The 23,193-nt window shown below is 60.4% G+C and carries 21 protein-coding genes and 1 pseudogene; 16 read left to right on the top strand and 6 right to left on the bottom strand.

Translation table 11 applies throughout. From position 1 onward, the window contains the following. Positions 1-214 precede the first annotated feature (214 nt). The 11 genes and pseudogenes from NVV77_RS17910 (at position 215) to NVV77_RS17860 (ending at position 9,783) form a co-directional block, all read left to right on the top strand. Positions 215-1,927 (top strand): ABC transporter substrate-binding protein, encoded by a 1,713-nt coding sequence (locus NVV77_RS17910; protein WP_295415311.1) that lies wholly within the window; start codon positions 215-217, stop codon positions 1,925-1,927. A 65-nt stretch (positions 1,928-1,992) separates the two neighbouring features. After that, entirely contained in the window at positions 1,993-2,964 is a 972-nt protein-coding gene (locus NVV77_RS17905) for an ABC transporter permease (protein ID WP_295415310.1), read from the top strand. A 4-nt stretch (positions 2,965-2,968) separates the two neighbouring features. After that, positions 2,969-3,631, top strand: coding sequence for an ABC transporter permease (locus NVV77_RS17900; RefSeq protein ID WP_295415309.1), 663 nt, complete (start codon positions 2,969-2,971; stop codon positions 3,629-3,631). Then, positions 3,589-5,472, top strand: coding sequence for an ATP-binding cassette domain-containing protein (locus tag NVV77_RS17895; protein WP_295415308.1), 1,884 nt, complete (start codon positions 3,589-3,591; stop codon positions 5,470-5,472). Before NVV77_RS17900 ends, NVV77_RS17895 begins: the two co-directional genes overlap by 43 nt. A 20-nt stretch (positions 5,473-5,492) precedes the next feature. Further along, the gene (locus tag NVV77_RS17890; RefSeq protein ID WP_295415307.1) at positions 5,493-6,110 is read left to right on the top strand and encodes a hypothetical protein; all 618 of its coding nucleotides are present in this window, start codon (positions 5,493-5,495) and stop codon (positions 6,108-6,110) included. Next, positions 6,107-6,754, top strand: coding sequence for a hypothetical protein (locus NVV77_RS17885; RefSeq protein WP_295415306.1), 648 nt, complete (start codon positions 6,107-6,109; stop codon positions 6,752-6,754). Before NVV77_RS17890 ends, NVV77_RS17885 begins: the two co-directional genes overlap by 4 nt. Continuing rightward, a pseudogene (locus NVV77_RS22050) lies at positions 6,751-7,203 on the top strand (flavin reductase family protein); the annotation flags it as partial. The gene NVV77_RS17885 and the pseudogene NVV77_RS22050, both read left to right, overlap by 4 nt. A 97-nt stretch (positions 7,204-7,300) precedes the next feature. Beyond that, on the top strand, positions 7,301-7,924 hold the full coding sequence (locus NVV77_RS17875; RefSeq protein ID WP_295415304.1) for a hypothetical protein: 624 nt from the start codon (positions 7,301-7,303) through the stop codon (positions 7,922-7,924). Then, entirely contained in the window at positions 7,924-8,544 is a 621-nt protein-coding gene (locus NVV77_RS17870) for a hypothetical protein (protein ID WP_295415303.1), read from the top strand. The genes NVV77_RS17875 and NVV77_RS17870 overlap by 1 nt, the downstream gene beginning before the upstream one ends. Beyond that, on the top strand, positions 8,541-9,047 hold the full coding sequence (locus NVV77_RS17865; RefSeq protein ID WP_295415302.1) for a hypothetical protein: 507 nt from the start codon (positions 8,541-8,543) through the stop codon (positions 9,045-9,047). The genes NVV77_RS17870 and NVV77_RS17865 overlap by 4 nt, the downstream gene beginning before the upstream one ends. 58 nt (positions 9,048-9,105) lie before the next feature. After that, positions 9,106-9,783 carry a TetR/AcrR family transcriptional regulator gene (locus NVV77_RS17860; RefSeq protein ID WP_295415301.1) on the top strand — a complete coding sequence of 226 codons (678 nt, stop codon included), beginning with the start codon at positions 9,106-9,108 and terminating at the stop codon, positions 9,781-9,783. Between the two features lie 36 nt (positions 9,784-9,819). Here the strand turns inward: NVV77_RS17860 and NVV77_RS17855 are convergent, their stop codons facing one another. The 3 genes from NVV77_RS17855 to NVV77_RS17845 are packed head-to-tail and all read right to left on the bottom strand — an operon-like array spanning position 9,820 to position 14,126. Beyond that, positions 9,820-12,471: an alpha-L-rhamnosidase gene (locus NVV77_RS17855; protein WP_295415300.1), complete on the bottom strand. Its 2,652-nt coding sequence runs from the start codon at positions 12,469-12,471 to the stop codon at positions 9,820-9,822. An 11-nt stretch (positions 12,472-12,482) separates the two neighbouring features. Continuing rightward, complete coding sequence (locus NVV77_RS17850) at positions 12,483-13,166, bottom strand: GntR family transcriptional regulator (RefSeq protein ID WP_295415299.1); 684 nt, start codon at positions 13,164-13,166, stop codon at positions 12,483-12,485. Between the two features lie 60 nt (positions 13,167-13,226). Further along, positions 13,227-14,126, bottom strand: coding sequence for a dihydrodipicolinate synthase family protein (locus NVV77_RS17845; protein WP_295415298.1), 900 nt, complete (start codon positions 14,124-14,126; stop codon positions 13,227-13,229). A gap of 166 nt (positions 14,127-14,292) precedes the next feature. Between NVV77_RS17845 and NVV77_RS17840 the strand changes: the two genes are divergently transcribed. The 3 genes from NVV77_RS17840 to NVV77_RS17830 are packed head-to-tail and all read left to right on the top strand — an operon-like array spanning position 14,293 to position 17,121. Continuing rightward, complete coding sequence (locus tag NVV77_RS17840) at positions 14,293-15,288, top strand: sialic acid TRAP transporter substrate-binding protein SiaP (RefSeq protein WP_295415297.1); 996 nt, start codon at positions 14,293-14,295, stop codon at positions 15,286-15,288. 3 nt (positions 15,289-15,291) lie between these two features. Continuing rightward, on the top strand, positions 15,292-15,801 hold the full coding sequence (locus NVV77_RS17835; RefSeq protein ID WP_295415296.1) for a TRAP transporter small permease: 510 nt from the start codon (positions 15,292-15,294) through the stop codon (positions 15,799-15,801). A gap of 18 nt (positions 15,802-15,819) precedes the next feature. Further along, positions 15,820-17,121 (top strand): TRAP transporter large permease, encoded by a 1,302-nt coding sequence (locus NVV77_RS17830; RefSeq protein WP_295415295.1) that lies wholly within the window; start codon positions 15,820-15,822, stop codon positions 17,119-17,121. Between the two features lie 132 nt (positions 17,122-17,253). On the opposite strand, the gene NVV77_RS17825 is transcribed toward NVV77_RS17830, so the two are convergent. Continuing rightward, positions 17,254-17,643 (bottom strand): hypothetical protein, encoded by a 390-nt coding sequence (locus NVV77_RS17825; protein ID WP_295415294.1) that lies wholly within the window; start codon positions 17,641-17,643, stop codon positions 17,254-17,256. Positions 17,644-17,749: 106 nt separating this feature from the next. Between NVV77_RS17825 and NVV77_RS17820 the strand changes: the two genes are divergently transcribed. After that, positions 17,750-19,018, top strand: coding sequence for an extracellular solute-binding protein (locus tag NVV77_RS17820; RefSeq protein WP_295415293.1), 1,269 nt, complete (start codon positions 17,750-17,752; stop codon positions 19,016-19,018). Positions 19,019-19,131: 113 nt separating this feature from the next. Next, positions 19,132-20,724, top strand: a complete 1,593-nt coding sequence (locus NVV77_RS17815; protein WP_295415292.1) for a DUF5060 domain-containing protein — start codon at positions 19,132-19,134, stop codon at positions 20,722-20,724. 145 nt (positions 20,725-20,869) lie between these two features. Here NVV77_RS17815 and NVV77_RS17810 read toward each other — a convergent pair whose 3' ends face one another. Both NVV77_RS17810 and NVV77_RS17805 read right to left on the bottom strand, forming a co-directional pair. Further along, positions 20,870-21,553, bottom strand: coding sequence for a response regulator transcription factor (locus tag NVV77_RS17810; RefSeq protein WP_295415291.1), 684 nt, complete (start codon positions 21,551-21,553; stop codon positions 20,870-20,872). An 84-nt stretch (positions 21,554-21,637) separates the two neighbouring features. Continuing rightward, positions 21,638-23,068, bottom strand: coding sequence for a histidine kinase (locus NVV77_RS17805; protein ID WP_295415290.1), 1,431 nt, complete (start codon positions 23,066-23,068; stop codon positions 21,638-21,640). Positions 23,069-23,193 lie beyond the last annotated feature (125 nt).

The following is a 23,193-nucleotide window of genomic DNA, read 5'->3' as shown; positions in this document are numbered from 1 at the left end:
TGCCGACATCATGGGCGGTGGCTGGGAGGCCTGCGTAAAATCTGCCGCTCTCTGAGTGGGCTCGGAGCAAAGTTGGCCTGTGATGCGGCACGCCTAGCCGGCGTCAGTTAAATCTGATTATGATAATCATCTTTGTTGACACGGTGATAATGTGATCATAGTAATCCGATTTAGGAACGCTTGGGTTCCCTAATACAAGAATCGGATCACCAACATGCATCGAACGATGGTTCGGGCAGCGTGTGCCTCTGCGCTCGCCCTGTGCCTTGTCGCGTCGCCGCTCGCGCATGACGCCTCACTTCATGCCAATCCCGAAGCTGGCAATGGTAGCCCCCACACGGCCGCCGGTCTCCTGAGCGCGGTCAACAATGACGGGCCAAAGTCCGCGGACCATCTGCGCATCGGTATCTGGAACACGGCTGCCAATATCACCACCTACACCATCGGCAATTCCTGGAACGATTGGGTGCTCTACCTGGCGCTCGACAAGCTGCTGGAGCCCTCGCCGTACCTCTCCAAGGGCCGCTCGTGGCTGGCGACGGAAGTGGTCCAGGTCAGCGAAGACGCGCGCGTCTGGGAGGCGGAAATCCGCCAGGGCGTGAAGTGGCATGATGGCACCGAGCTGACCGCTGAAGACGTGGTCTTCACCTACAATCTCTACCTCAACGGCCCGGCCAATCGCTGGACGCACCACGTTTCTGACGTGCCGCGTATCGAGCTCATCGAGCAGGTCGGTCCTAATCGCGTGCGCTTCACCGCCCCGCGTCCGATGCCGAATTTCGACCTCGTGACCGCGCCGGAAATGCCCATCCTGCAGAAGAAGCAGTGGGAAGGCATTGAAGACCCGCGCACGCTCGAAGAGCCAGTGATCGGCACCGGTCCCTATAAGCTCGTCGACTTCAAGGCGGACGAATATTACCACTTCGTCGCCCACGAAGAGTTCTGGGGCGGCGCGCCGCTGGTCAAGGAATTGACGCTGGTCATGATCAAGGACCCGCAGACCATGTTCTCGGCCCTGAAATCGGGCGAGATCGATGGCGCGGCTCGCGCGCTCCCGCCTGAACTCGTCGAAGAGTGGAAGAACGATCCGGCCATTGAGATTGCTCAGGCACCCAGCCTCTGGGGCACCTGGATGAACATGAATCTCAACGATCCCATCTTCAACAATCGCGACCTGCGCTATGCGCTTTCGCTGGCCATCGATGCCGACGAAATGGTCGAGCGCGTCATGCTGGGCCGCGCCCAGTCGGGCAAGCATGGCTGGCCGCATCTCGATAGCACCTGGACCAAGCCGGGCATGGAAGTGCCTTACGACGAAGCGTTGGCCAAGACCGGACTTGATGCCGTGGGCTTTGTCGACAAGGACGGCGACGGTTTCCGCGATCTGCCTGATGGCACGCCGTTCGATTGGCGCATCGTGGTTTCGACCAATCAGCCGCTCTATGTGCGCGCTGCCGAAATCATGGTCGAACAGCTCGCCACCGTGGGCGTCAAGACGCATGTGGAAGCGGTGGACGCTGCTACTTTCAACAGCCTGACTACCGACGGCAATTACGAGTTCTCGATTTCCGAGATCACCCCGCATGGCCTCGCCGACCAGGACCAGTATGTGCAGTTCTATTCGGGCGCACAGATGAAGGCCCTGCTTGAAAGCGAGCCGGAGCGCAAGGCGCTCTATGACACCTGGTGGGAAGCCGATACGCGCGATGCGCGTCTCGAAGCCAGCTTTGCCCTGCAGGAATACGAGAACAAGTATCCGAGCCGCTTCATGCTTTGGTACCCCGATGGGCTCTTTGCCTATCGCTGGCAGTCCTATGACAATTATGTCTCGTCCTTCGGCTACGGCATCTACAACAAGTACTCGTTCCTGCCCGAAGCCGGCCGCATCGGCACCTCCGATTCCATCGATCATCTGATCGAAGAATAGGCGGCAATTCGCTTCCGTCATGCGCGGTATCGGCCGCGCATGACCACCCGGGGGCCGGACGTTTCATGTATTACCTGCGCACTGTGCTGCAATATGCGCTGACCCTAATGGTCGCGCTGGCAGTCAACTTTTTTCTGCCACGGCTGGCGCCGGGCAACCCGATCAACTCGCTCCTGGGCGCCGATGTGGTTGAGACCATGACGGCCGAGCAGGTGGCGCAGGTGGCTGCGGAACTGGGCATTCACGACCCGCTGTACCTTCAGTTCTGGAATTATCTCACCGGCATTTTCTCGACCGATTTCGGCAATTCCATCCTTCTCGGCATGCCTGTATGGGACGCCTTGATGCAGCGCCTCCCATGGACGCTGCTGTTGATGGGCGTTGCCCTCCTTTTCTCCACCCTCATCGGTACCGTGCTCGGCGTCCTCTCCGCCTGGAAGCGCGGCGAAATCACCGACATCGTCACCATGGGTGGCGTGCTCTTCATCGGCTCCCTGCCGCCGTTCTGGCTGGCCATGATGCTGATTATTTTGTTTTCGACGACGCTGGGCTGGCTGCCCTCCTTCGGCGCCTATCAGCTCGGCACCTCCTTTCCGCGGCCCGACTGGTTCCTTGGCGTTGGCAAGCGCCTGATCATGCCGGCCTTGGCGCTCGGCGTCGTGCAGGCGGCCAGTGTGCTGCTGATTTCGCGCGCCTCGATGATGGCCGCGCTCGACCAGGACTACATCATGTTCGCCCGCGCCAAGGGCGTCTCCGAGCGGGTCATTTTCTTCAAGCACGCTTTCCGCAATGCGCTGCTGCCGCTCTACACCCATGTGATGATGGGGCTCGGCTCACTGGTTGGCGGGGCGCTGGTTATTGAATCGGTCTTTGCCTATCCCGGTCTCGGCAGCCTCGTCGTCATGGGCGTCAATTCGCGCGACTATCCCCTGTTGCAGGGCCTGTTCGTCATCGCGACCATTTCCATTATCCTCGCCAATCTCGTCACCGACATTTTCTATCCGCTGGTCGACCCGCGCACGCGGCGGGCGAGGTAAGGCCATGTCCGAGCGCTACACCAATACCCGCGGCTTCATCGCCCCCATTTCTACTGCCACCGGAAAGGTGCAATGGCTTGGCATAGCCATGCTCGCGACCATCGCGCTGCTCGCCATTCTGGCGCCGCTCTTTGCCGGCTATGGCCCGCGCGAAATCGCCTGTGCACCCTTCGAAAAGCCCAATCCCGCTCATTGGCTCGGCTGCGACGATGCTGGCTATGACATCTGGGCCCAATTGCTGTTCGGCGCCCGCGTCTCGCTCGCCGTCGGACTTTCGGTGGCGCTGGTCTCAACCATTGTCGCCACTTCTGTTGCCATCCTGGTGGGTTTTTATGGCGGCTGGGTCGATCGGCTGATCATGCGCTTCATCGATGTGGTGCTGGCACTGCCCTTCCTGCCGCTGGTCATCGTGCTCGGCGTCTATTTCGGCGCCTCCATCCAGACGCAGGTCACGGTCATTGCGCTGGTCATGTGGGCCAATCCGGTGCGCGAATTGCGCGCGCAGATCCTCGCCATTCGCTCGGCCGGCTTTGTTGAAGCGTCCATTGCCATGGGGGCAGGGGCTGGTTCGTCGGCCTCAAACATATCCTCCCCGAACTCGCGCCATTGGTGGTGCCGCAATTCGTGCGCATCGCCCATGCCGCCATCATGGTCGAAACCTCGCTGAGTTTCCTGGGCTTGGGCGATCCGCTGCAGAACAGCTGGGGCTCCATCCTCTTCCACGCCAATGCCCGCGCCGCCTTTCTCACGGGCTCCTGGGTCTATTGGATCTTGCCGCCGGGTGTTGCGGTGTCGCTGACCGTGCTGGCCCTGGCCTTTATCGGTTTTGGCTACGACGCCTCCCTCGCGCCGCGCATCAAAGCGAAGAAGGCTACGCTGCCGAAGCGCCCAGAGGGCGCTGCGCCCGAACCTAATGCGGCGCTGACCGCAAGGGCGTTGCGCGTCGTCTACGACACCGAGTTCGGAAGCAGTGAAGCGGTCAAAGGCGTCGATATCACCCTCAACAAGGGCGAGCTGATCGGCCTTGTTGGTGAGTCCGGCTCGGGCAAGACTACTGTATCCCTCGCTATCCTGAAACTCCTGCGCCAGCCTGCGCGGGTCACCGAGGGCGCGGTCTGGATCGGAGAAGACGACGTTCTCGCCATGTCCCCCGAAACCGTCCGTGCCCTGCGCGGCCGTCGCTTTGCCCTTATTCCGCAAAGCGCCATGAATGCGCTCAATCCTGTCCTCTCGATCGGTGCCCAGCTCGAAGAAGCGCTGGACCGCGGCGAGCCGCGCGATGGGGCAAGGAAACAAGAGCTCGTCGCTGAATGGCTCGAAAAGGTCGGCCTAAAACCCGCTCATGCCAAAAGCTTCCCGCACGAGCTTTCGGGCGGCATGCGGCAGCGTGCCGTCATCGCCATTGCCCTTTGCAACACGCCCGAAGTGGTGATTGCCGACGAACCGACGACCGGGCTCGACGTGCTGGTGCAAGAAGACATCATGGCGCTGCTGCTCTCGCTGCGACAGAGCCTCAATCTCTCTATTCTCTTCGTCACCCACAATCTGCCACTCATTGCCCGCCATGCCGATCGGCTCATGGTGATGTACAAGGGCGAATTGGTGGAAGAAGGCCTTCCCGCCGACCTCAAGGCCCATGCTACCCACGCCCATACAAGGGCGCTTTTCGATAACCTACCCGAGATCGACGACGAAAAGCTCTGGTCCGCCGCTACCCCGGGCGATGCCGTCCCCGTCATCGAACTCAGAGACGTTTCAAAGACTTTCTATCCCAACGGCTTTCTCGGCCTTGGTTGGGGTACGGCGCATCATGCGCTCAAGTATGTCTCGTTGGCCCTGCGCCCGGGTGAAAAGCTTGGGCTCGTGGGCGGGAGCGGCGCCGGCAAGTCGACACTCGCTCGTCTTGTCATGGGCATGATCGCGCCCGATGGCGGCGAGGTGTTCTACAATGGCAAGCCCCTTGCCGCCCTCGGCCGCAATGGCCAGAAAGTCATGGCCAGCGCCGTGCACATGGTGTTCCAGGACCCCTATCAGAGCCTGCGCAACGGCATGCCGATCCGCGAGATCGTGGCCGAGCCGCTGCGCATCCATGGCGAGCGCGACGAGGCGGTGATCGATGCCAAGGTGAAAAAGGCGCTCGAAGCGACGCGCCTGCCTTCAGACGGGCATTTTTTGTCGCGTCGGCCCGTGCAGTTGTCCGGCGGCCAGCGGCAGCGCGTCGCCTTTGCCCGGGCCGTGGTCACCGAGCCAAAAGTCATCATCGCGGATGAACCGACCTCCATGCTCGACCAGTCGGTACGCATGGAAATCATGGAACTGATGGAAGACCTGCGGATACGCTTCGGCACCGCCTTCCTTTTCATTACCCATGACATCGCCCTGGCCCGCCACTTCTGCGATCGGCTGGTGGTGCTCAATCATGGCGAAATCATCGAACAGGGCCCCGCCGACAGCGTCGTGCAGCAGCCAACCGAAGACTATACGCGGCGCCTCATCGCCGCAGCTTGACGACGTCTGGGGAGACGGAAATGACAGGACGATTTCTCTATGTGCAGAACGCCTATGGCGGGCCGCCGCCGGCTCTCACCAAGGTTTCGGGTCACACGATCCACTTCTATCAGCAGTACGATACGGAACGGCTCGATTGGAGCACCTATGACGCCGTGCTCATCTCCATGAGCGCCGATCAGGTGCATCTCAACGAGATCAGCCCGAAATTGCAGGCTTATCTCAATGGCGGCGGCACGCTGCTGATCAACGGCCACGTCGCCCGGCCCTTCCTGCCCGAACTTAGCCGCTACGAGCCGATGGAAAAGCGCGGTCTCAAGGAACTCGTCATCCATCGCGAGAACGAGCATCCGCTGTTCCAGCATATTTCGGCCGAAAGCCTGACCCTGCGTAAGGGCGTCGCCGGCTTTTATGGCCGCGGGACCAATCCGCCGCCCACAGGCGCGTTGGTCATCCACTCGGTCGGCCCCGACCACGTCGCAGTCGACTGGCTCTACGACCGGCCGGAGGGCGGACGCATTTTCGTTCATTCCGGCGTCGAACTTTGGGCCGTTCTGATGCTTGAGGGGCCGCAGGGCCTGCCTGTTATCCAGGGCTTTTTCGATTGGCTTTCCCAGACATCGAAGGTGGCAGCATGAGTCAGAAACCCATTGTAGCCATCATCGACGGTGGCCAGCACTACCACCATGACAGCATCACCCGCGAGCCCTTCAAGGACTTCTTCGACCACGTCATCTACCTGCGCGATGTGGCCAAGACCGACCTGTCGGCTTTCGATATCCTCATCATTCCGTGCCGCACCAATGCCTATTATCTCGCCCCGCTCAGCGGCCAGTTGCAGGCCTTCTTGCGCGGCGGCGGCACGCTCGTCGCCATGGGCGAAACTTTTCCCGACACCTGGTTGCCCGGTATCGGTTTCCGCTCCATGCCCACGAATTTCTGGTGGTGGCTGACTCCGGGCGCCGATCTTGGCCTGCGCATGACCGACCCCAGCCACGCCATCTGCCGATACCTCGGCAAGGACGATGTCACCTTCCACCTCCATGGCGCCTTCGAGCCGCTGCATCCGAACCAGAAGAGTCTCGTCGAAACCTCGGAGGGCGAATGCCAGATGTTCGAGGATGTCATTTCCTACGCGCCCGGAAGGCTGGTGGCGACGACGCTCGACCCCTTCTTCCACCATGGTGCCTTCTTCATGCCGGCCACGACCCGCATGTTGGCTGGCATGTTGCACTGGCTCATCGACACCGAGGCCGAGCGCAAATCGGAAAAGGCGGCATGATGCCGTCCGCCAACGATAACACCGAGCAGCAGGTTCGGCGCCAAGGGTTCCTTGACGCCATGGCCCAGGCCGCCAGTTCGGTGAGCATCGTCGCGACCGATGGCCCGGCGGGTCGCGACGGTGTCGTCGTGTCGGCGCTAACCTCGGTCTCGGCCGATACGCCATTGCCGACTCTGCTCATCTGCCTTCATCAGGCGGGCAGGGTGCCAGGCAAGCTGCTCGCTAATGGTGTCTTCAGCGTCAATCTCCTGGCCGACGACCACCACGATCTCGCCCAGCGTTTTGCCGGCCGCTCCGCGCTGCCGCGTGAAGACTGGTTCGGGTCGGAATGGACCGGCCGAGACAGTCAGCCGCCCTTTCTGGCTTCCGCGCTTGCCGGCTTCGATTGTGTCGTGAACGCCTCCCAGCTCGTCGGCACGCATCACGTCATCTTCGGGGCCGTTCGCGCCGTACATATTCGCGCCTCAGGCCGCCCACTCATCCACGCTCAACGGCAATACCACCGTCTGAGCAGTCTTTTCGGCCCAAACCTATTCAGGACTAGCCATGCCCAATGCCCCAGCAACGAGCGGCGCCTTGCTGCTTATCCATTCCCACTATGGCGAGCCCCCCGGCCTTTTCACTCTCGCCCTCGAGCGCGGCGATGCCGTCATCGTGCGCGAGCGAGATCTGACGCCAGCCCATTTCGCTGCCGCCCGTGGACTTACCACCACGAGCCATCTCGACCAGCTCGGGCTTATGCACTTCGCCGACGACCTTGAAGCCTTCATGGCGCGCGGTGGTCGCTGGTTCTTCAATGGCCACATCCTCCGCCCCTTCCTCAAGGGGCTGGGCATCTATGAGCCAATCGCCAAAGCCAAGCGCGCTGATCTCGTGCTGACGCGCCTCAACGAACATCCGATCTTCGCCGGTATCGACCAGCCATCCTTCGAGGAAAACCGCGGCGTCGCCGGCTTTTATGGTCGTGGCCACAATCCTTTGCCGGAAGGCGCCCTCGCCATCAACGGCATCGGTCCACAAAACCTGCCGATCGACTGGGAATGGACCTTGCCGTCGGGCGGAAAGATGTTCTCGCATGCCGGCAATGACGTCGGTGGCATGGGTGGACCCAATCCCAACCATGCCCTCCTGGCGCCCCGCATTCTGGCCTGGACCATGGGAGAATTTTGATGAGCATCCTCGTCATCCACCCCGGCGCCTACTACCACATCGAAAGTTTTGAAGGCCCGCGCTATGCGCACTACTTCGACAAACTCGTGCGCCCCGAAGAGCTCCCCGATGTGCGTCTCGAAGACTTCAATGTCGTCCTCATTCCCTGCCGCACGCCGGCCGACCGCATGGAGCCGCACAAGGCGCGCTTGCGCGCCTATCTCGACCAGGGCGGTACGATCATCGCCACGGGTGAAAGCGACTCCCAGCTCTTCCTGCCCGGCATCACTTTTACCCCCCAGCCGACCAATTTCTGGTGGTGGCTGACCCCCGGCGCCGATCTCGGCGTACGCATCGCCAAGCCCGAGCACAGCCTATTCAGGCATCTAGCGGAAAAGGATGTCACCTGGCATCTGCATGGCTGGTTCGACGTTCCCGAGGGTGCCGAAGTGCTGGCCACAGGCGATACCGGCGAACCTATCCTCTACATCGACGAGGTCACCACCGGGGGGCGGATGATCATCACCAGCCTCGATCCCTTCTACCACCATGGCAGCCATTTCATGCCGGCGACGACACGGTTCCTCGACGGTTTCCTGCCCTGGATGCGGGCCGAACTGGACAAGGAGCACACAGCATGAGCCAAACCACACTCACCGTTCTCGAAGCCGGCAAGCCGCTCAGCTACACCTATGCCGAACTGATGCACTATCACGGCTTCGGTTTTCCCGGCGGGGTGGCCCATGCCTTCAAGGTCATGGAGCGTGCCCTGCCGCTTCTCGCCAATGGCGAGGTGCCGGAGCGGCGCGAAATCGCCATCCGCACGCCGTTCAAGGGACCGGGCGCCCGCGACGCCTTCGAAATGGTGACGCGCAGCCTCACCGAGGGCCGCTATATGGTCAACCCGGAGTTGGCCCAACCCGAGCGCGGCGAAACGCTCAAGGGTTATGTCTTCATCCTCTCCTATCGTGGCACGGATGTGCGCCTGCGCATTCGCGACGGTATCGTAAGGGATGAGTTCATCGCGCTTGGACGCAAGCCCGATCGTACGGCGGAGGAAGATCACCGTCTCGAATGGCTCAAGCAGGACATGGCCGACCGCCTGCTCTCGCTCCCGGCCGACGAGATCTACGATCTCTTCTAGTCGCATCCGCAAGACTGTAGGGTGGCCGCTTCGCAGAATCGGAAATGGCCCCCTCAAAATGTCCGATATTCCCGAAAAGCCCGGTCGAGGACCGGGCAGACCGCCCGCGCTGCCGCCCGATGAACGGCGTCAGGTAATCCTTATTGCGGCCGAGCGGGTGTTCTCGGCCCGTGGCTATCCCGGCGCCGCAATGGCCGACATAGCGCGCACCGCCGGAATGTCCAAGAAAACGCTCTATGCGGCGTTCTCGAACAAGCGAGCATTGTTCGAGGCGTTGGCTCAGGACGCCGAAGCATTCGCCAGCGTTCTTGAGCCGGTAGATGATTTGCCGCCTCTGGAAGCACTGCGGAAGGGTCTGCTGAGCTCGATCCTTTTCGCCTTGTCGCCTCGGCAGATACTCGCAACGCGAATTCTGATTTCGGCGGGTGGCTCGGAAAGCGAACTGGCGAGCAGTTTCCACGGGAGGGTCATAGCCAGGGCGCAAAGCCGGCATGCCGAACTCCTGTCCGCGCTTGCCAAGGACCGAGGGAATTCCCTCGATGATCCCGAGCTGATGGCGAAGCAGCTCTTTGGCCTCGCTATGGGCGATTTACATATTCTGGCTCTCGTAGGAGTTCGCGCGGCTGATATCCAACAGCAGCTCGAAAGTCAGATCGACAACGCCATCTCGCTGGCGTTGCTCTGGATCTCCCACTCACGAGCAAAAGAGCCTGCGCCCGCCTCGCTGACCGGCTGACCTGCGAAGGACAACGCATATCCCGGGCCTTGGAGATCAGCCATTGGCACTCTTGTAGAGCCTAAGGTCGTACGTTCCTGCGCCAAGTCTGTCGCTGTGTTCCTTCGACAGCCATCCCGGTGGCAACTCGATGACCGCGGCGCAGTTCGGCGGAATTGAGACCCTCCATTCAACTGTGTCCCCGTGCATCACCCAATGACTGGAGACGATGCCCGTATGCGCCCTGTAGCTCGCGCGGCAATGACCGATGCGGCTGTCGAAGAGCGGCCTTAGGCGTAGTTCGCGATAACCCGGACCCCGCTCGCACCAGTCTATTCCGGCGATACGTGACCAGATCCATTCGCCCACTGCGCCATAGGCGTAATGGTTGAAGGAGTTCATGTTGACGCTCTGGAAGCCCTTGTCGGGGGTCCAGCCGTCCCAGCGCTCCCAGATGGTGGTTGCGCCCTGACGAATCGAAAAGCCCCAGCTGGGATAGGTGTCCTTGAGGAGGAGGTCGACGGCGAGATCAGCCGCACCGTTTTCGGAGAGGACTGGGCAGATATGACGGACGCCCAGAAAGCCGGTTTGGAGGTGCCCGTCTGCAGCCTCGATCAACTCAACGAGGCGTTTTGTGGCGGCGGGGCGCATAGCCTCGGGCAGGAGGTTGAAGTCTAGCGCGAGGAGGTAGGCGGTCTGCGTGTCGCCAGTCAGGCGGCCGTTCTTGTCGAGATATTCGGCGCAAAACGCCTTGGCGATGGAACGGGCGAGCTGGTTGTAGGCCGCCGAATCTGTCGCGTGGCCGAGGGTGTCGGCAATGCGGGCCATGAGATCGGCGACGCGGTGCCAATAGGCGGTCGCGACCAGCGTGCGGTCGGATGCGGGGCCCACGCTCAGCCAGTCGCCGTAGTTGTTGTAGACCGCGTTGCGGCGGATGAAATCGGGATTGGGGCGGCCGATATGCTCCATCCAGGCCTGGAAAGAGGGGTAGAAGCGGGCGAGAAAATCGCGGTCGCCATAGCGCAGCCAATGGTCCCAGGCCATGATGATGGGTGCATCGCCCCAGGCGGGCGCGCCGGGCTGCGGGGTCAGGCGATAGGGGTTCAAAGGCTTGGTCGGCGCCACATCGGGGAAAGCTCCATCTGGCGATTGGCCGTCCTCGAGGTCGAGCATCCATTTGGTGAGGAAGGCCGAAACATCTGCGAAATAGCCGGCGGTCTTCCAAAAAACCTGCGCGTCGGCGGACCAGCCATAGCGCTCGTCGCGCTGCGGGCAATCGGTCGGCACCGAGAGGAAATTGTCGCGTTGGCTCCAGAAAATATTGGACAGAAGCTGGTTGACGAGCGGGTGGCCGGTTTCGATCTCGCCTGTTATCGGCGTGTCGGTCTGGATGGCGATGCCGGTTAGCCTGATCGCTTCAGGCGAAACTCCTTCGGGCAAGGTCAGCTCGACATAGCGAAAGCCGTGGAAGGTGAAGCGCGGCTTGAATGTCTCCTCGCCGTTCCCGGCGGCAATGAAAACGTCTGTCGCGACGGCGTGGCGGAGATTGGCGACATAGAGTTCGCCGTCCCCATCGAGAACTTCTCCGTGGCGCAGTGTGAAGCAAGCGCCGGCACTGGCTTGCACAGTCAGCTCGCAATAGCCGGCGATGTTTTGCCCGAGGTCAAAAATCGCCGCGCCGTCGGTTGCGAGGTGTGAGAATTGCGCGGGGACACGCGCCACTTCTCGAGCCGGCTGCACGCGTGCGGCATCGAGTTCTGGCGCGCGCGGGTCGGGGGTGAAAACCTCGGCGGGTTGCCAGCCCACTTGCACGCCCGGCGCCGTTGCCCAATCTTGCAGTTCGAGACGGGCATCATACATCTCACCCATCAAGAAGTCGGAATAGCAAATCGGACCCTGCCGGGTTTGCCAGTGCTCGTCCGAGGCGACGATCATGTTGCTGCCGTCGGCATAGTGCAGATGGAGCTGGCAGAAAAGGGCGGGGCGGCCACCATAGTGATTGCCGGCGCGGCGCTGGTTGTGCCCGACGCGCCCGGAATACCACCCCTCGCCCAAAATGGCGCCGAGGACGTTGTCGCCTGCCTGTACAAGCGCCGTCACGTCGTGGACCTGATACTCGACGCGTCGGTGATAGTCGGTCCAGCCCGGCGCGATGACGTGATCGCCAATGCGCTGGCCGTTGAGATATGCCTCATAGAGGCCGAGCGCCGTCACATAAAGCGTCGCCCGCACCGGCGAGTCAGCGCTTGCAAAGCTCCGGCGCAGATAGTCCGCAGGTCGCGCCTGCCAACGGTTGTCATAGGCATTGTCGGCGGGCACTTCGCGGCCGGCCGGCAGCACGAAATAGCGGGCGATCCATTCGGCCTGCCAGTCGTCGGATTTCAGCCCCGTAAAGATGCGCGCCGGGCTGGCCGTGGCCCCTAACCGGTCGGCCTCGTCCCAGACCTGCACGGTCCAATCCAGCACCGCGTCACTCGACAGTGGTTCGCCAGCATAGGGAACAAGCTGCGTGTTGTTGGATAGAATTTTGCCAGAATCCCAAAAGATTCGGCCATTCCCGGTCTCGGCGACCACGATCCGATAGGCCGTCTGGCGCTGGTTTTGCCCGTCGCCCTCGAGGCCCCAGCCGAAGCGGGGGATTGGCGAATTGAGCCCATGCGCCGTGGCGAGGTGCTCGCAGCGAAGGTCAATGGGCCGCAATTGGGGCATTGGAAAACCTACTAGAGTTCGAGAGCGCGCTCTCGGGCGTTCATCATGTGCCGGTCCATTGCATCGATGGCGGCATGGGCGTCGCGCGAGCGGATGGCGGCGATGATCGCCAAGTGGTCGGCAAAGGCGGCCGGCAACACGCCAGCCGACAGCGTCACCCGGTCGAGCTTGATCAGCCTGATGCGGATGGCATTGACCGCATAGGCCTGGGCAAGAAGATCATTCTGCGTCGTGGCAATGAGGAGCGCATGGAAGCCATCATCGACCTGCTGGCCCCGCTCAAAAAGATTGGGGCTGGGATTGGTCCTCACCTCATCAACGATGGCCCGATGAAGCGCTTCCTGCTCGTCAAGCACTGCGTCGTCGAGCTTCCGCACCGCTGTAAGAACGGCTTCGCGCTCGAGCGCCATGCGCATCTGAAAGGCTTGCCGGATCATCGGCAGGTCGATCTGGGTGATCTGGATGCCGCGTTGCGGCATGACGCGCAGCAGGCCTTCCAATTCGAGCCGCGGCAGCAGTTCGCGCAGCGCGCCGATCGAAAGGCCGAGAAGAGCGACCAGTTCGCGCTGGGACACGAACTGGCCGGGCCGCAGGCGCCCATCGAACAGCGCCTGCCGGAACTTTTCATAAGCCGCGCTTTTGACGGAGGCCCGTTCGGCTGGGGCTTCGGCTGAGGCGCTGTCGCTGACCGACATGATTCCCAAGTCCTTTTTGTGCTCTTGCCGAACTATTACCCTGTCCGGCGCCAGACAACATCAGGCAGCGGCGTCGAAACCGCTTTGCGCAAAGGTCTGCAATAGGTCCGTGCGGCCTTGGCCTTCGAGCGGTTTCAGCGGCGGCAGCACGCGGGCATAATTTTCGTCGCCACTATATTGGGCAAGTGCAGCCTTCAGCGCCACAAGCGAACCGCCCTTGTCCACGGCGAGAATGCGCGTCGTCTGCTTGGCGAGGAGATCGGCGTTCTTCGGATCATTGTAGAGCGCCACGAGGTCTTTCGCGAAAACATTGGGCATGCCGCCGATCATGCCGGCACCCCCATTGGCGAGCAGAGTGGGCAAAACGCGGTCATCGCCGGTGAAGATCGAGAGGTCGGGGAAGGTTTTCGCCAGCATCACACCATTGTCGGCATCGCCAGTAGAATCCTTGATGCCGACAATGCGCGCGGCGTGCTTGGACAGGATCAGTTTCACCAAGTCAGCGGTGAAGCGAATGCGGCTCAGCTGCGGGATATTGTAAAGCAGAATGTCGATCTGGGTGGCCGATTTCGTGCGCTCGATCAGGGCATCGTACCAGCCGGCAATGCCGGCTTCGCTCGTGCCATAGTAGTAGGGCGGCAGCACGAGGGCCGCCCGGCAGCCGGCATTGGCAATGCCGACGATCATTTCGGCAGCATCGTCCAGCGTCGGCGTCATGACGCCGGGAACCTGACGCGACATGTCGGCCCCGCTGGCCTTGATGGCGTTGAGGGCCGCAACCTTTTCGCGGGTCGAAAGCGAAGCGCCTTCGCCGGTCGTGCCAAAGGTGGAAACAAAGCTGCAGCCGGCCGCAAGCAGGTTTGCCGAGTGGGCGGCGAGTCGCTTCACGTCCACGCTGAAATCGTCGGCGAAGGGGGTGATCGACGCGGTGATAACGCCTCTAAGGTCTGCGGCAGCCACTAGAAATCTCCTCATTGCGCAACTGATACAATCAGTCAGCACATCAATTGATAAATCACTGTTTACATGAGTATGGCGTTTATGCAAGGTACTACCATTCAAGTGCGCCAGTGGTCTGGGAGGCTAGGGCGCCAGTCGGTCGATTACACCCTTGGAGGAGGGATCCATGACCCGTCTTACCTCGCTTGCCCTTGCGGCAGTCTCCGTTCTCGCGCTCACCGGGGCCACTCTCGGCCAAGACAGGCTCGAGCTGAAATATACCGTGCCGAGCGTCCCCACGGACCTCCACACCCAGGCCATGAAGGTTTTTGCCGACAAGCTCGAAGAGCTTTCGCCGGGCCGATACGATATCCAGCTCTATGACTCGGGCTCGCTGTTTGCACAGGGCGCCGACCTTGACGCACTGCAGCGCGGCAATGCCGAAATGACCTATGTGTCTTTCCAGCTCATCGCGGACGCCATTCCCGAGTTCGGCCTGCTCACTGCCGGCTACCTGTTCCAGAGCCCCGAGCACTACCGCGCCTTTTTCGCCAGCGATATCGGCACCGAATTCAAGCAGCGCGTGTCTGACGAGATGGGCATCCAGCTCCTCGATACCTGCTATCTCGGCACTCGCCAGGTGAACTTGCGTGAAGCCCGCGAAGTCGCAACGCCCGCCGATCTGGCCGGCATAAAGCTGCGCATGCCATCGTCCGACGCGTGGCTGTTCCTGGGCCAGGCTCTTGGCGCCAACCCGACGCCGCTTCCGTTTGGCGAAGTCTATCTTGGCCTGCAGGCCGGCACGATCGACGGTCAGGACAATCCCCTCCCGTCCGTAGAGGCTGCAAAGTTCTACGAAGTCACCAAGCAGATCGTCCTCACCAGCCACCTCGTCGACGGCATCAATGTTGCCGTCAACAACCAGACGTGGGAGCAGCTGACTGACGAGGAAAAGGCGGCAATGACCGAGGCGGCCGTTGCTTCATGCGACTGGAACAATACAGAGCGTCTCGCCAATGAAGAACGCCTCGTGTCCTTCTTCGAGGAGAAGGGTCTGACGATCACCACGCCCGACGTCGATGCCTTCCGTACCCACGTTCAGGATTTCTATCTCACCTCCGACCGGGCGGCCTCCTGGCCAGAAGGCTGGGTCGAGAAGATCAACGCCCTTGCCGCCGAGTAAATCATGACCGACTACACCGCATCCGTGAGGCGGATGCCGACATGGCTGCGGGTACTCAAGGAGGGCGCCGACCTTGTCGGCGTCCTTCTCTTCACCACCGCCTTCCTCGGCTTCATCGTCCAGATTTTCTTCCGCTACGTCGTCAACCGTCCGATCCTGTGGACGGAAGAAGTGACGATGATTGCCTTCGTCTGGACCGTGTTCTGGGCGGCGGCATTCATGGTCAATATCCGCGAGCATGTCGCATTCGACGTCGTCTATGAGGTCATGACGCCGCGGGTAAAGCGCATCATGACCATCTTCTCGATGGTCGTCCTCATCGCCACTTTCCTGCTGCTGATCCCCGCCACCTGGGACTATCTCGAATTCCTGCTGCGCAAGCGCAGTCCGGTGCTGCGGATCTCCATGACCTGGATTTACGGCTGCTACCTGCTGTTCGTGGTCAATTTCACCATCCAGGCCGCAGTGCGGCTATGGCGCCTGTTCACGCCCGATTGGGGCAAGCAGATCTAGCGCCGCGCGAGGTTCATTATGCTGGCTGAATACGCCCTTCCCATCATGCTCGTGGTTCTCGTCGCGACCACGATCGCCGGCCTGCCCATGGGCATCGCCATGATCGCCTCGAGCGTTCTCTATCTCTTCATTTCCGGTCGCGACGTTGGTCTCGGCGCCGAAATGGTGCTTAACGGCATTTTCGGCAATTTCGCCGCCGTCGCCGTGCCGCTCTTCATCTTTGCCGCCAATATCATGGACGCCGGCAAGATATCCGATCGATTACTGCAATTCTGTTTGGCCCTTGTTGGCCGTAGCCCCGGCGGCATGGCGCAGGTGAACATCCTCACCAGCCTCATCTTCTCGGGCATGAGCGGCAGCGCCATTTCCGACGCCGCAGGCGTGGGCAAGGTCGTCAACGACATGATGATGCGCGAAAACCGCTATCCGCCCGGCTATGCCGGTGCGCTGACTGCGGCAACGGCCGTGGTCGGGCCGATTTTCCCGCCCTCCATCCCCATGGTCTACTATGCCCTGGTGTCGTCGGCCTCGATCGGCGCACTGTTCCTCGGCGGCGTGGTCCCCGCATTGTTGATCGTCGGCTTCCAGATGGTCGCAGCTTATTTCACTGCCAAGAGGCGTGGCTTCCCGGTTGAAGATGCCATCCCCTTCCGTCAGTTCCCGATGATCTTTCTCAGGGCCTTTCCCGCCCTGCTGATGCCGGTCATCTTGCTCGGTGGCATCTATACCGGCGTCTTCACGCCCACCGAAGCGGCTGCCGTCTCCGCCTTCTATGCCCTGCTTCTGGCCCTCTTTGCCTATCGCACTCTGGGTCCCAAGAGCTTCGCCGCGGTGGTCTATGCCACGGTCAAGACCACGGCAGTTGTCTCTGTCGTTCTCTGCGGTGCCTTCATCTTCAACTATGTCATTGCCGTCGAGCGCATCCCGCAGATGGTCTATGAGTTCTTCGCCTACTACCAGATGGAAGCCTGGCTGTTCCTGCTCTTGCTGAACATCCTCTTCCTGATCCTCGGCTGTTTCCTCGACGTCTCAACCATCCAGCTCGTCATCGTGCCTTTGTTCATCCCGACCGCTCTCGCGCTCGGCATCGATCTTGTGCATCTCGGCGTCGTGCTGGTGCTCAACATGATGATCGGCCTCATCACCCCGCCCATGGGCATGCTGCTCTTCGTCATCAAGGCGGTGAACGGCATACCGATCAGTGCCATGATCAAGGAGCTCTGGCCGCACCTGCTGCTGCTGATTGTGGTGCTGTTCATGATTACCTACATCCCTGACCTGGTGCTGTGGCTGCCGCGACAGGCAGGGGCGATGCAGTAGGTTTGGCCTGTCTCTGAAGCGATATGCGAGGCGGTTTGCTCCCACCCCTTCCGGGGTGGGGCACTTTTCTTTTCTTTGATGAAGAGCAATGCGCCGCCGCTTAGGGGCGGCCGTCTTGGAATGTGCAAGAGCTCAGGCGACTTCCTGGGGCGCGCAGTGCACACGAGCAGTTTCGCCTCGGCCTGAGTGGCCGCGATCGTTCAAACCAAAATCGCCGAGAAGCTGCCACGATGCTGCTGCGCTCAAATACTGAGCCTCGGTTGCGTCAGCGTTTGTTCCGGGGTGTTTTTCTCGGCTTGCCTGCTGAATTGTCTTCAACGCCAGCCTGATCGAACAGCGCCTTGGTTTCGATTTTTTGTCAAAATTCGACCATTGATTGTCGATTTTTTGCGAAACCGCAGAAATCGATAGTGACATGCGCGAGAAAATCTGCAAATTCTTCCATACAAGATGATGGTTTTGACTAAAGCTTGTCCGGCCGCAAGTGACCCTGCGGTTGTGCGATGGCGTGCGCTTGCTCAAAATTATGCTGAAATTTGAGTTGGTTAGCGCGCCGTAACTGGAAGCTGATGGTTCCAGGAGCGAGCTGATCCTGACGTTCAATGCCTGTTGATGAGGAGAAATAGGTATGTCTTTGAATCGTAGAGCTCTTTTGCAACTGGGTGGTGCTGCCCTTACTCTCTCTGCACTTCCTGCATTCGCGCAGGAACGTCGGTTGCGTGCCATGTGGTGGGGCGGGCAAGATCGCCTGAACCGCACAGTGAAGGCCATCGAAGACTTCATGGCCGCCGAGCCCGGTGTCGTTGTTGAGACGGAAACCGTGGGCTCAACAGCGGACTATTTTGTGAGCCTCGCCACCAAGATCGCTGGCGGCAATCCACCCGACCTCATGCAGCTGGGATACAGCCAGATTGCGGAATACGCGCAGCGCGGCGTACTCGAGCCGCTGGATGATTATGTCGGCAATGAACTCGACATCAGCGACTGGCCCGCGTCTTCCGTTGATGCTCTTCGGGTCGATGGGAAGCTCTACGGCGTCAACCTCGGCAACAACACCACAGCGCTCTTCTACGACAAGGATGCGTTTGCAGCAGTCGGTGCCATCGACATAGCGCTCGATACGTCCTGGAGCGAATGGTTCGACCTGGCCGAGCAGGTCACGAAAGCCAATGGCGGCAAATATTACGGGATGAGCGACGGTAGCGGAAACGCACTGGTCTACGAGAATTTCGTTCGTCAGAAAGGCTTCCAGTCCTACGGCGATGGTGGCGTGGGGGCTCCCGCGGAAACCGCCGCGGAGTGGTTCGACATGTGGGCCCAGGCACGCGCTCGCGGCGCCATTCCGCCCGCCGACGTTGCAGCGCTGGACGTGGAAACGATCAGCGAAAATCTACTGATCCAAGGCCAGGCCGCCACGAATTTTGGGCATTCCAACCAGATCGTCGCGCTGCAGGGAGCAACGCCTAAAAAGCTCGGCATGGCAATGTATCCGCAAGGGGCCGGCGACCTGATCGGTCAATTCATGCGTCCGGCGCAGCACTTCTCGATCTTTTCCGGATCGCAGTTCAGGTCGGACGCCGTCAAGCTCGCGAATTTCCTCGTGATGAACCCGATTGGCGTGAAATCGCTTGGCGTCGAGCGCGGCGTTCCTGCGTCGCCTTCCATGCAGGAGGTTCTTGCACCAGAGCTCGACGAACTGCCGCGCGCGTCCCTCGAATTCGTTGCAGCGGTCACGCCCGTGGCAACGCCCATTCCGCCTCCGCCCCCGAGAGGCGCCACCGAAGTGGAAACGATGTTCCGCGAGCTTAGTCAGCAGGTTTCCTTCGGTCAGATCGACGCTGAACAGGCGGGCAAAACCTTCGTCGAGCAGGCTAACGCGATCCTCGCCCGCGCCTGACTGATCGACCGGCGGGTGCATCTCGCCGGTCATTCCAAACCAACCCGTCACGGGCGATTGCCGCCCGTTATGCAAATAGCGCTCGCCCCCTTTCGTCGGCGACGAGGATCATTATGTCGAAAATAGCCATGTCCACTGCCGAAGCCACGCTCTGGGCTCCCTTGGAACTCTCGCTTTCCGGGCCCGCCGAGGGTAATCCCTACCTTGAAGTGACGCTCTCGGCGACTTTCTCCAATGGCGACCTGACCCTCGTGATACCAGGGTTCTACGACGGTGACGGAACCTATTGCATTCGCTTTTTGCCGACGCGGGAGGGGCACTGGCAGTACCGCACCGCCAGCAATGCCAGCGAAATGCATGACCTGGCTGGTGTGTTGACCGTCGGGCGGGCTCGGGCAGGGGATCATGGTCCTGTAAGGGTCGCCGAGAAGTTCCATTTCAGCTACGCCGACGGCAGCCGCTACCTCAATATCGGCACCACGGCCTACGCCTGGAATGTCCAAGGCGACGCCATGGAAGAGAAGACGCTGGCGACGTTGAAGCGGGCGCCCTTCACCAAGATCCGTATGTGCGTCTTCCCAAAACACTATCGCTATAATCAGAACGAGCCCGATCGCTATCCTTTCGCCTTGCTCAAGCAGGGCGAGAGTAAGTGGCCCGCCACTGTAGAGGACTCTGGTTGGCAATTCGACTTCGACCGACCGAACCCTGCCTATTTCAGGCATCTCGAGATGCGGATCCGGCAGCTCGGCGGGATCGGCGTCGAGGCGGATCTGATCCTGCTGCACCCCTATGATCGCTGGGGCTTTTCGCGGATGAGTGCGGAGCAGGACGATCGCTATCTTCGCTACATTGTTGCGCGCCTCGCTGGCCTGCCCAATGTGTGGTGGTCGATGGCTAACGAATACGACTTCATGGAGAACAAGTCGCTCGCCGACTGGAACCGGATGATCGACGTCGTCGCCGACACCGACCCGTACGGTCACCTTCTCTCGATCCACAACGCCTTCCCGCTCTTTGACTGGCACCATCCCAAGATCACACATGTCAGCATCCAGCGGCCGGAAACCGAGCATTCTCTTCTCTGGCGTGAGCGCTATGGAAAGCCTGTCTCGGTGGACGAGTGCTGCTACGAGGGCGACATCGCCGAGCAGTGGGGGAACATCAGCGGCCGCGACATGATCCACAAGTTCTGGCTGGGTGTCGTCAATGGCGGCCACATCACCCATGGCGAGACGTACTACAACGACGAGGAAGTGCTCTGGTGGGCCAAGGGCGGTGAACTCACCGGCGACAGCGTTTCGCGTATCGCGTTTTTGCGTGATGTCCTGGAAGAAGCTCCTGGCGTCCTGGAGCCCATGCTCGACAATCGCAATCACCGGATCATGAAGTTCGGCGCCGACAATGTAACCGGTCCCGAAATGTCAAAGCCGGCGGCAGGCGAAGAAACTTGGTCCAAGGTCCGTTTTCCGTACCCGATTGCCAGCAATCCCCACAACTACTACGTGGCCTATCTTGGTCACCGTCAGCCGCGGGAGATCGTGGTACCGACGCCACCGGATGAGCACTACAGCGCCGCTGTCCTCGACACCTGGGAAATGACCGAGACACCCGTTGCCGACAGCGTCACCCGTGGCGATCTGATCTACGTCGAACCAAAGCCCAATCTGGCCCTCGTCCTGCGCAGAGTAGCTTCAACGCAATGACGCCGACCTCATCGGAGGTTGAAAGCGGGAGAGGGCTGCCTCTTCTTGTCGACTGACCGCAACAGATGCGGTCAGTTCCCGACCCCGCAATGGTCACTGCGGCGAGGCTGTCAAAAATAAAGTACCAAGCGCCTTACCTGATATATCAACGTCTTAGGGTTAGCGGGTACTCCTGAGGCTCATCAGATTCGAGTTCCACGTACTCTCGGGCTGCCATGGCCACCTCGACGCGGTTGCGCGCCTTGAGCTTCGCCATCAGGGCGCTCATGTAGCTTTTTACAGTGCGTTCAGAAATTTGGAGAGCTTCAGCTATCTCCCGATTGGTGCGGGCCTCAGCCAGAAGGCGTGCAATCTGACGTTCGCGAGGACTAAGTCTAACTTTTCCTTTTGAGCTATCGCGCTTCGCTCGCTCACGAAGGCCGTTCATTACCTGCAAGGCATATTGCTTGGTAATGTACATTTCGCCTGCGCTCACGGTCGAAACCGCGTCGAAAAGTTCCTCGCTGTCGCTGTCCTTCAACACAAAGCCAACTGCACCCGCCTCCAATGCCTTGAGGGCGGCGTCGATGCTCGAATACGCCGTGAAAATCACAATTCGTGTTGGGAACTGTGCTGCCATTTCCGAGATCGTCTGGAAAATGTCACCCGGCATGCTCAAGTCCATGACGACCACGTCGGGTACATGGCGTCGAACGAGATCGAGCGCGGTGTTCGCACAATCGGCCTTGCCGACCACACTGTATGCGGGATCGTCCTCGAACAAGTTCATGATCCCTCTCAGCAAGAGCGGGTGGTCATCGGCAAAGGCTATGGTCAAAGGACTAGCCATTCGGAGCCTCACGGAACTAAGGCGACTAGACTACGCTCAAAGAGGAGGACCGTAAATAATCAGCGGGGAGGACGGCTAACGCCATCACTGGGTCGCGTCCATGGGCAAAACGGCAACTACGATTGTCCCCTTCACCGCATCGGTGGTGACTGACACATTGCCCTTCAGTGCGCCGACTCTATTCCGCATCGCTGTAAGGCCTAGCTTTTGACGCCCCACGCCGCCTGCCACAGGTGTGGAGGACTTCGCGCCGCTATCCCTCACCTCTATGGTCAAAACGTCCTTGTCAGCGAAGGCCACGACTGATTTTGCCGATTCCTTGGCGTGTTTGTAGGCGTTGTTCAGACCTTCCTGGATGACGCGATAGGCGCATATCTTCGTCGCCTCACTGATGTGCGGCGGTAGTTCTCCGAAAGTTACCGTTACCCGGTCGCCGGTGATGTCTTCGTGGTGAGACACGGCAGACCGCATGGCATCTCTGAGCGTAAGGTCGCCGATTTCGGGCAAGCTTAGTCCGGTAGAGAGGTTCCGCAGCTCGGTAATCGCCTCACCCGCTATATTTCTAAGACTGCCGACCAGCGGCGTAAGTTCTTCAGGAACCTCCCTAAAGTGCTTTGCGATGTTTCGGTTGGAGAGCTTGAGAGTGAGGAGGGTGAGGAGCTGGATGGGGCCATCGTGCAAATCCGAGCCAATCCGGTCGAGAAGCTGTTCGTTTGCCTCGCTCGCGTCCAATCTTGCCTTCTCCGCCACCAGCCGCAGCTCTTCGTTCTGATGAGCGAGCTGGCGCGCCTCTTGGACGTGCTGACGCAGCTCAGATCTCTGGGCCACGATCGTCATGTCGCCCCGTCGGACGATGAAATAGAGCACGGCCAACATCAGCATGGTGGTCAGGCAAACGACGATCCAGGTTCGCAGGCGACTGACATAAAGCTCAGCCGCTAGGGCATCGGCATTTTCATAGATTTCGCCGACAGCAAGAACTTCGTCGGTTCCCTGTCGATAGAGGGGGCCATAAACCTCTATCAGGGCTACATCCAGGGATTGCTCATGGGCGCTCTCTTGGCTGACGAGGTCTTCGTATTCGGCAATGATCTCGCCAGAAGCGGCCCTGGTGACGTCAGTTGAGACGAATTGCTGGCCAATCAGATCCTTGTTGGTGCTGTAGATGACGGTTCCGTCGGCGCGCCAAATCTTTATCGAAACCACGCTGTCGCCCACGGGGGTGCCGATAAAGCGGGCATCCAGCGTGCGATGAGCTTCCTCCGATAGCTCCCCGCCGACCTGCAGCTCTTGCACGTGAGGCTCGAGGAACCCTGCCATAAACTGGCCGCCCTGTGCGCCCGAGGTCTCAAGAACGCTTTGCTTGATCTGTTCGGTGATCCAGGTGCCCAAGACAGCCATCGCGACAAACAGGACCAGCGCGGCAGCGATCAGAAACTGGCTTGAAAAGCTCAGAGCACTCCATCGCCATTGGCGACGAACTTCAGACCTTGGTCTTATGATATCACCATCCAAAGTAGTTACTCCGGCTACCAAATAAAGTGTCGAAAATGGCTCGACTATTGCAGGTACGTCGCGAGACCAATTCATACAACACTGTCCTCGAACATTCACCCGCAATTGGACCGTTGGTTCAATCG

Origin of the sequence: Devosia sp. (assembly GCF_024707125.1) — a bacterium.
In the GTDB taxonomy this organism is placed as follows: domain Bacteria; phylum Pseudomonadota; class Alphaproteobacteria; order Rhizobiales; family Devosiaceae; genus Devosia.
This window is presented reverse-complemented; position numbering and strand designations above follow the sequence as displayed.